Genomic DNA, 7,747 nt, shown 5'->3' on the forward strand with positions numbered 1-7,747 from the left:
TGCGTCGCAGTCATGAAGACGGCGCCGTCACCACCGGTCCGCCCTTCAACCACGCGAACACCCGCTTGAAGAACCCCAGCAACGCCCAGATCACAAAGGCGCACACCACCACCAGCACAACTGCAATCGCGCCACTGATGATCGGATGCACCGTGGCCAGCCACGACAAGGTGATCGCCACGGCATCTTCGAACAGACTAAGCGCCCAGTTGCTGAACGGCTCCGGACTCGTATTCGCCGCCGCCCGCGTCGTCGCCTTGGCCCCGTGCGACGTGAGCGCCACGCTCCCCGCGAGCAGCGCCGCGCCGATCTTCCACCCCTCGGGCACATTCCCGAACGCGCTGTACGAGATGAGCGCCGCCGCCGGCGGCCGGATGAACGTGTGGATCGCGTCCCAAACGCTGTCCACGGCGGGAATCTTGTCGGCGACGAACTCGATGGCAAAGAGCCCGAGCGCGAGCCCCCACACGACCGGCTGCGCCAGAATCGCGAGCGACGGCGGCAACTGCACGATGCCGAAGTACTGCAACAGCCCGGCGGTCGCGACGGTGGCGTAGAGATTGAGCCCCGAGGCGAACGACGTGCCGAGCGCAAAGCCGAGGGTCTGGAGTGGCGACATGTCAGTGGCTCCACTCCAAGCTAACACCGACCAAAGCCGTCGTCAGGACGAGCCCGTGCCGCGGCCGGTGCCTCGCTCGGGCCGGCGCGCGGCCGGCACCCCGAACTGCGGCGTTGCCCAGAGATACTCGTCGGTGAGTGCCTCGGCCGGAATGAGCCGCCCGGCAAAGTTTGCGCGGAGCCCCGCGCGGCTCAGCAGTGCTGCACCGAATCCGGCGGTGGCGAGGAGCCACGTCACGAGCACCGCGGCGCCGCGGATCAGCTCTCCGGCGAGCGGCACCCAGCCGAAGATGGCCCACGCGGCCCACAGGATGAAAAGCCCAACGAGCCCTGCAAGGAGATATCGATAGCTGTTGGGCGAGCCCAGCGCCGCGCCGCGCGCCATCCGCCGGCGCACGTACGTTTCGCCCACGGCATGCGCCACCGCCAGGTATCCGCCGAGCACGCCCACGATCACGAGCAGCACGTACACGACGACCGCGAACGGCAGCAGCAGAATGCCGGCGACGCTCAGCACGAGCCCCACCACGAGCATCCCGAATGTGGGCAGCAGCAGGATCTGGCCCAGCAGCCCGGTCACGAGCGAGCGGCCGAACGAATGTGACACCGTGTCGGAGACGATCTCGAGATGCGGCCGCGCAAAGAGCACGAGTCCCGCGCCGATCGTGAGCAGCGCGAGGAAGACGCCGATCACGCCCGCGATGTCGCGTCCCGTCGTGACGAGCCCGGAGGGCGCCGTCTGCGCCACGGGAGCAGGGGCCCGCGGCGGCCTTGCTTGCAGCGTCCGCACCTCGCCGCCGATACCATCGGCCGCCGCCGTCACGGCGCCGCCGAGCGCCAGCACGTCGCCCGAAACCACGGCGCCCGGGTGCACCACGACGTCGCCGTCCAGCGTCACCAGGTTGCCGAGCAGTTTGCCGTAAACGTCGGCGTCGCCTTCCATCACAAGCAGGTGGCCGGTCACCGTTTCCGCCGAGCCGATCGTATAGTCGCCCAGGCGGGCGGAGCCGTTCGGGACGGTGAGCCGGAGCGCGGAGTCGAGCCTGGGCGCGGCGTCGTGAATGCGGCGTTCGATGAGTTCGGGATGGCTCAGATCGGTGAGGTCTACGCTCGGGCCGCCCGGATCGGATGGCGGCACCAGTCGCGGCGCCAGGTGGTCCGTCTGCGAATGTCCGGCCGCCGGCGTAAGCTGTCCGACGACGAAATCGCGCACCGCTGCCACCAGGCCGCCGCCGCACCCGCCATGCGCGGTGAGTGCCGCCGCCGGCGCGGCGAAGATCAACGCGGCCGCAATCTGTGAGGCCGCGAGCCGCCCGGCCGCGCGCCGGAGCCGGACGATGCGCGAGCCCTCGCGCGCCCGCTTACACGCTCGCATGGGCCACCCGCTGCGCCGGTATTGCCAGGAGCCGCCGGAGCGCGAGCAGCCCGCCCACGTACAGCAGCGAGGCGAGCGCGGAGAGGAGCGCCAGTTTGCCCGGCTCCTCGATGAGGCTCCGCACGCCGCCGTACCACGGTTGGCCCATCAGGTCGAGCGCGAGCCCGCGGAGGGAGGCCCACGCCCACTGAACGGCGTCGGCCGTGAGCCACTGCTCGGCGCCGGCGAACACGGCCCGGTGCGCCAGCACCCACGCGGCGCTCGTGCCCATCGACGCGACGAGCGCAAGCGCGCACGCCACCGTGAGCGCGGCCGAGCGCCGCGTGGCGAGGAGCCGCCCGCGCGTCGACCCGAGCGCGGCCCCGAGCGAGCGCAGCGCGAAGGGATCGGGCACCCGCACCGCCGCCATCACCCGCGCGTCGAACCCGGCGCTCGGCGTGAAGAGCGGCAGCCGCGCGAGCACGTCTGCCAGCTCGCGCTCCGCCTGCACCGCCTGCTCGCACTCGGCGCACGCGGCGAGATGCCGCGCGCGTGCCGCCGGCAGCGTGCCGGCCAGACATGCATCGATGTCGTCCGGAGTGAGATGTGGGGCGGGCAGGCCGGTCATAAGTGGTCCCCTTTACGGTGGGCGCTGTGGGAAGGTTTCACTGGCGGAGGTGCGCGAGCGCCTCTCGCAGCTCATTGCGCGCGCGATGGATGTACGTCTTCACCGTACCCAGCGGGAGGCCCAGCATCTGGGCGATCTCCTCGTAAGGCCGGCCCTCGACGTGGCGGAGCAGGATGCAGGAGCGATACTCGGGGCGCAGTTGCCCGATGGCCGCTTCGATCGCGCCGCCCAGCTCCATCGCCTCGACCGTGTCGAGCGGCGACTCCTGCCGCGCGCCCACCTGGAGTGCGGTGGCCTCGACGGCCTCGGGCGTCTCCGCGTGCGGCGAGCCCTCGAGCGAGAGCGTGTCGAGCTCGCGCCGGCGCAGGTGATCGATGGCCGCGTTGTTGGCTATCTTAAAGATCCAGGAGGAGAACTTGAACTCGGGCCGGTACGAGCCGATGGCGTTGAGCACCTTGATGAAGGTCTCCTGCGCCAGATCCTCGGCCAGCTCGCGGTCGCGCACCATGCGGTAGAGCAGCGAGAAGAGCGGCCGCTCGTAGCGCCGGATCAGCTCGCGGTACCCCGACTCGTGTCCCGCGCGCGCGAGGGCGACGATCTCCTGGTCCGTGCGCGCGGCCAGCTCCGCCTTACGCTCGGCCACAGCCGGACCTCGCGCTTGCGGAGCGGTTCTCCCGCGGGCTACATTCTGCGCCTATGTTAGCCTCGGATCAGAAGTTACCGGTCACGGGCGGGGCCGATAAGCGGGCGTATGTCCGGGAAGTGTTCACCGCGATCGCGCCGACCTACGACCGGCTCAACCGGCTGCTCACGCTCCGGCTCGATCTCGGATGGCGTCGTAAGGCCGTGGCCGAGCTGGGCTGGGAGCGGGTGCCCGGCGGCATGTACCTCGATCTCTGCGCCGGGACGTTCGACTTTGCCGCGGCGCTCGCGTCCGAGCCGGGATTTCACGGGCGGATCGTGGGCGCCGATTTCGTGCGCCGCATGCTCGAGCTGGGCCGCACCAAGACCGCGCGCGTGGCACCCGTCAACGCCGATGCGCTGGAGCTCCCCTTTCCCGATGCGGCGTTCGACGGCGCGATGATCGGCTGGGGCGTTCGCAACCTCGTCGATCTCGACGCCGGCCTGGCCGAAGCGGCGCGCGTGGTGAAACCCGGCGGGCGGCTCGTGCTGCTCGAGGTGTCCACTCCGCCCTGGCAGCCGATGCGCGCGGCCCACCGCATCTACTTCGAGCGGGTCGTGCCGCTCGTCGGTCGTTGGGTCTCGAAACATACGACAGCCTATGATTGGCTACCAGCGTCGGCGCGCGCCTTTCCGGGCCCGCGCGAGCTGGCCCGCCGGCTCGAGGCCGCGGGCTTTTCTGGGGTGCGCTACCGGCTCTTTGCCGGCGGAGTGACGGCCCTCCACATCGGGACCCGCTGATGGCATTCGACAACCTCCGCGACTTCATCCGCGCCATCGACTCCCAAGGCGAGCTGGCCCGCATCGAGCATCCCGTGCGGGCCAAACTCGAGATCGCCGAGATCGCCGACCGCTGCATGAAGAGCGCGGGCGGCGGGCCCGCGCTCCTCTTCGAGCAGGTGCTGCTCGAAGGCGACCGCCGGAGCGCGCATCCCGTCGCCATCAACCTCTTCGGCTCGATGCGCCGTATCTGCCTGGCGCTCGGTGCCACGGATCTCGACGAGATCGGCAACCGCATCACCGAAATGCTCGAGCTCAAGGTGCCGGAGGGCATCCTGGGCAAGCTCGCCATGCTGCCCAAGCTCGCCGAGCTGGCGAAGTTTCCGCCGAAGGTGCGCGGGGGCAAGCCGCCGTGTCAGGAAATCGTGCGCGAAGGCGGCGCGGTGACCCTCGACGATATCCCCTTTCTCACCACCTGGCCGGGCGACGCGGGACGCTACATCACGCTCCCGATGGTGATCACGACCGACCCCGTGCGAGGCGTCCGCAACGTCGGGATGTACCGCGTTCAGGTCCTGGGCCGCGACACGCTCGCGATGCACTGGCAGCGGCACAAGGTGGGCGCCGCGCATTGGCGCGGGATGGCCGCGCGCGCCGAGCGCATGTCGGTCGCGATCGCGCTGGGCGGAGACCCGGCGAGCATCTACGCCGCGTCCGCGCCGCTCCCGCCCACGATCGACGAGTTCATCTTCGCCGGCTTCCTCCGCCGCGCGCCGGTCGAGCTGACGAAGGCCGTGAGCTCCGATCTCGAGGTGCCCGCGGAGGCGGAGATCGTCATCGAGGGATACATCGATCCCGCCGAGGACCTCGTGCTCGAGGGCCCGTTCGGCGACCACACCGGGTTCTACTCGCTCGCCGACTACTACCCGAAGGTCCACGTCACCGCGCTCACCATGCGGCGCGATCCGGTCTATCCCGCGACACTCGTCGGCCGCCCGCCGATGGAGGACTACTACCTGGGTCACGCCACCGAGCGGATCTTCCTCCCGCTCCTCCGGCTCACCGTGCCCGAGATCGTGGATTATCACATGCCGGCGCCCGGCATCTTCCACAATCTCGTTTTCGTGGCGATCGACAAGCAGTATCCGGGGCAGGCGTTCAAGGTGATGAACGCGCTCTGGGGGCAGGGGCTCATGTCGCTCGCCAAGGTGATCGTCGTGGTCGACGAGGACGTGAACGTGCGCGACCCCGACGAGGCCTGGTGGGTGGCGCTCAACCACATCGATCCCGAGCGCGACGTGCGGTTCACCCCCGGTCCCGTGGACGTGCTCGACCACGCGAGCCGAGGGTTCACCTTCGGGAGCAAGATGGGGATCGACGCGACGCGGAAGTGGAAGGAGGAGGGCTTCACCCGCGAGTGGCCCGGCAGGATCCGCATGGACGACGAGACCCGCCGCCGCGTGGACCAGATGTGGAGCAAGCTTGGCATCTCGCTCGAGCCGCGGCGCCGGCCGTGACGGCGCGCGAGGGGCAGACGTTCGCGGGCGAATCGCTGGTCGTCCGCTACGCCAATCTGGTCAAGCTGCCGCACACCGTGTTCGCGCTGCCGTTTGCGCTGTTGGGCGTGCTCGCCGCGTCGTGGCGTGCGGCGGTGACGTGGCGCGTGGTGGCGCTCGTCGTGGTGGCGTTCTCGGCCGCGCGCTGGGTGGCAATGGCGTTCAACCGGATCGCCGATCGTTGGTACGATGCCCGGAACCCGCGCACGCAGAGCCGCGAGCTGCCGCGCGGCGCGCTCACACCGGCGCAGGCATGGGCGTCGGTCGTGGTGGCGGCCGCGCTGTTCGTCGCCGCGGCGGCGCTGCTCAATCCGCTCTGCCTCGCATTGAGTCCCGTGGCGATCGCATGGATCATGGTATATAGCCTCTCCAAGCGCTTCACCTGGTGGCCGCACCTCTGGCTCGGGCTCGGGCTCGCGATCGCGCCGGTGGGCGGCTACCTCGCGGTGACCGGCCGCTGGAGTGACCCGGCGTGGCTGCTCGTCGCCATCGTGGTCGGCGTCGCGACCTGGGTGGCGGGGTTCGACATCTTCTACGCCATGCCGGACGCAAGTTTCGACCGCGCGCATGGGCTCCGGAGTGCGGTCGTGCGGCTCGGCATCCCACGCAGCATCCTCGCGGCCAAGCTCCTTCACGGCATCACGATTCCGGCGCTCGCCTTGTTCGGCTGGGGCGCCGGGTTTGGAGGGCTCTACTACGTGGGGCTCATCGTCGCGGCGGCGATCCTCTGCTACGAGCACAGCCTCGTGCGCCCCGGCGATCTCTCCCGGCTCGACCTCGCGTTCTTCACGATGAACGGCGTTATGTCGCTCACCGTGTTCGGGTTCGCGCTCGCGGACCGGCTCGTCGCGTGAGGCGCCCGTGAGCCGCCATCCGACGGTGCTCGCCATGACCGGTGCCTCCGGCGCTCCGTACGGAGTGCGGCTGCTCGAGGTCCTCGTGGAGCACCACGTGCCCACCTGGCTCATCGTGAGCGAGCACGGCGCGCGGCTGCTCAAGGCCGAATGCGGCATCGAGTCGATCGACGAGCTGCGCACCGCCACCGGCGGCGACTGGACCAGCGTGCGCCATTTCTTCGACGGCGACCGCGGCGCGCTCCCCGCCTCCGGCTCCCAGCGGACGAGCGGCATGGTGATCTGCCCCTGCTCGATGGGCACCGTGGCGGCGGTGGCGCACGGCACCAGCCGCTCGCTGGTCGAGCGAGCGGCCGACGTGACGCTCAAGGAGCGCCGCCCGCTCATCCTCGTGCCGCGGGAGACGCCGCTCTCGCTCGTGCACCTGCGGAATCTCACCGCCGCCGCGGAAGCCGGCGCCGTGGTGCTGCCGGCGGCGCCCGGCTTCTACCATCGCCCGACGCAGGTCGAGGAGCTGGAGGATTTCATCGTGCAGCGGGTGCTCGACCAGCTCGGCCTCGACATCACCATCGCGCCGCGCTGGGAGGGCTGAGCGCCGCATGCGTCTCGGCGTCATCTCCGACACGCACGGCCTGCTTCGCCCGGAGGTGTTCGACGTCTTTCGCGAGGTGGACCACATCCTCCACGCGGGCGACCTGGGGCCCATCGCCCTGCTCGCCGAGCTCGAGGCCATCGCACCAGTGACGGCGGTGTACGGCAACACCGACGGCACGGATGTGCGCCGCCGCCTGCCACAGGTGGCGCACGTCGAGCTGGACGGGTTCCGCATTGTCGTGACCCACGGCGATCAGTTCGGCTCGCCGACGCCCGAGCGCCTGCACGCCGAATTTCCCGGTCCCGACATCCTGGTCTTCGGGCACACACACAGGCCGTTGCTCACGCTGGTCGACGTGGTGGTGACCGTGATGAATCCGGGCGGCGCGGGCCGGCGGCGGTTCGATCTGCCGCCGTCGGTGGGCATTCTGGAATTGGAGCCCGGCATTCCGCCGCGCGGGCGGCTCGTGGCGCTTCTCGGGGCAGGCGAAGACTAGCGGCTGGGGGGCTGGCGCTGCCGGCCGCTCACGCCGCCCACTGCTCGAGCGGGGTCGTGCGACGGAGCGCCTCCGGGTGCGCGCGGAACCATGCCATCATGAGCAGCAGCTCGTCGATGCCTTCGATCGGAAGCGGGCCGGGCGGCGGATCAGGCCGCGCAAGCTCCTGGGTCACGACTCCGCGAAACGCCTCGTGCTCGATCGGCGTCGTGGGCCAGGGAAAGCTGGCGCGCACGAGTCCACGG

At 70.4% G+C, this 7,747-nt stretch carries 10 protein-coding genes; 5 read left to right on the forward strand and 5 right to left on the reverse strand.

Annotated elements, in window-relative coordinates:
- Window positions 1–10: 10 nt before the first annotated feature.
- From VFW66_01290 to VFW66_01305, 4 genes are read right to left on the reverse strand one after another with little or no spacing between them, the layout of a single operon-like run.
- A complete protein-coding gene (locus VFW66_01290) occupies window positions 11–619 on the reverse strand; it encodes a DUF4126 domain-containing protein (GenBank protein ID HEX5385314.1) in 609 nt (202 codons plus the stop codon).
- A 42-nt stretch (window positions 620–661) separates the two neighbouring features.
- Window positions 662–1,993, reverse strand: coding sequence for a hypothetical protein (locus tag VFW66_01295; GenBank protein HEX5385315.1), 1,332 nt, complete (start codon window positions 1,991–1,993; stop codon window positions 662–664).
- On the reverse strand, window positions 1,980–2,600 hold the full coding sequence (locus VFW66_01300) for a hypothetical protein (protein HEX5385316.1): 621 nt from the start codon (window positions 2,598–2,600) through the stop codon (window positions 1,980–1,982). Before VFW66_01300 ends, VFW66_01295 begins: the two co-directional genes overlap by 14 nt.
- Window positions 2,601–2,637: 37 nt before the next feature.
- On the reverse strand, window positions 2,638–3,243 hold the full coding sequence (locus VFW66_01305; protein HEX5385317.1) for a sigma-70 family RNA polymerase sigma factor: 606 nt from the start codon (window positions 3,241–3,243) through the stop codon (window positions 2,638–2,640).
- Window positions 3,244–3,296: 53 nt separating this feature from the next.
- On the opposite strand from VFW66_01305, the gene VFW66_01310 reads away from it, so the two are divergent.
- Genes VFW66_01310 through VFW66_01330 form a run of 5 tightly spaced genes read left to right on the forward strand, consistent with a single transcriptional unit; the run spans window position 3,297 to window position 7,502 of the window.
- A complete protein-coding gene (locus tag VFW66_01310; GenBank protein HEX5385318.1) occupies window positions 3,297–4,022 on the forward strand; it encodes a ubiquinone/menaquinone biosynthesis methyltransferase in 726 nt (241 codons plus the stop codon).
- Window positions 4,022–5,518, forward strand: coding sequence for a menaquinone biosynthesis decarboxylase (locus VFW66_01315; protein ID HEX5385319.1), 1,497 nt, complete (start codon window positions 4,022–4,024; stop codon window positions 5,516–5,518). Before VFW66_01310 ends, VFW66_01315 begins: the two co-directional genes overlap by 1 nt.
- Window positions 5,515–6,411 (forward strand): UbiA-like polyprenyltransferase, encoded by an 897-nt coding sequence (locus VFW66_01320; protein ID HEX5385320.1) that lies wholly within the window; start codon window positions 5,515–5,517, stop codon window positions 6,409–6,411. Before VFW66_01315 ends, VFW66_01320 begins: the two co-directional genes overlap by 4 nt.
- Before the next feature lie 7 nt (window positions 6,412–6,418).
- Complete coding sequence (locus VFW66_01325; protein ID HEX5385321.1) at window positions 6,419–7,003, forward strand: flavin prenyltransferase UbiX; 585 nt, start codon at window positions 6,419–6,421, stop codon at window positions 7,001–7,003.
- 7 nt (window positions 7,004–7,010) lie between these two features.
- Window positions 7,011–7,502 (forward strand): metallophosphoesterase family protein, encoded by a 492-nt coding sequence (locus VFW66_01330; protein ID HEX5385322.1) that lies wholly within the window; start codon window positions 7,011–7,013, stop codon window positions 7,500–7,502.
- A gap of 28 nt (window positions 7,503–7,530) precedes the next feature.
- On the opposite strand, the gene VFW66_01335 is transcribed toward VFW66_01330, so the two are convergent.
- Window positions 7,531–7,747: hypothetical protein (locus VFW66_01335; protein ID HEX5385323.1), on the reverse strand; the 217-nt coding region annotated here is incomplete at its 5' end.

Source organism: Gemmatimonadales bacterium (assembly GCA_036279355.1).
Lineage (GTDB): Bacteria > Gemmatimonadota > Gemmatimonadetes > Gemmatimonadales > GWC2-71-9 > DASQPE01.